The organism is Xenorhabdus beddingii, from assembly GCF_002127545.1.
GTDB lineage: Bacteria > Pseudomonadota > Gammaproteobacteria > Enterobacterales > Enterobacteriaceae > Xenorhabdus > Xenorhabdus beddingii.
Genome location: NZ_MUBK01000153.1, coordinates 1 through 616, shown reverse-complemented (window position 1 = coordinate 616; position 616 = coordinate 1). Strand labels below are relative to the sequence as shown.

The window sequence follows — 616 nt, the reverse complement described above, 5'->3', positions numbered from 1 at the left end:
CTGCACCACTCAACATTGTCATATTTTGGGTGGAACCAATCACGGCATATTTTACATTTTCGTCGCCTTAGCTTTGCCATTTCCTGCATTCTCCATTTCCCCATATTTCTCAAACCAGAATACAATTGGTGTAGCTTTTAATTGCAATATACCTAGCCGTTGCCCGGTTCTCAGGCACTGCGTTCTGTTAATTGAATTTTGTAGTTGTCTGGTGATGATTTGACGAAACTCTTCAATATTGGCGTCGCCTTTGTAGATATTGCAGCTGCGACAGGCTGGTACCATATTTTCAATAACGTCATTCTCGGGGTAATGACATTGATCATTTCCGTATCTCATAATTGGTTTTGCATGGTCGGCATGCCAGCCCTTATCCGACAACTCATAACCACAGTAAGTGCACCGACCGCCGAACATTTCCCTGATAATGGCTCGCTGTTTTTTGGTTAATTTCAATTTCGGCTTCTTGGACTGTTCAACCTGAGAACTATTAGGCTGTATTAATCTGTCTGAGACAGACATCCATTTTGCCATTGCATCAATTGCATTTAGTTTTGCCTTTGCCACTCTATCCCCCTAACACCAGTCCCATCATCAGCATGGCTGCTATCCAAAA

1 protein-coding gene is annotated in these 616 nt (G+C 42.7%); it reads right to left on the bottom strand.

Translation table 11 applies throughout. The annotated features are described in order from the left end of the window. Nucleotides 1-51: 51 nt before the first annotated feature. Entirely contained in the window at nucleotides 52-567 is a 516-nt protein-coding gene (locus Xbed_RS18995; RefSeq protein ID WP_244182571.1) for an HNH endonuclease, read from the bottom strand. Between the last annotated feature and the right edge of the window lie 49 nt (nucleotides 568-616).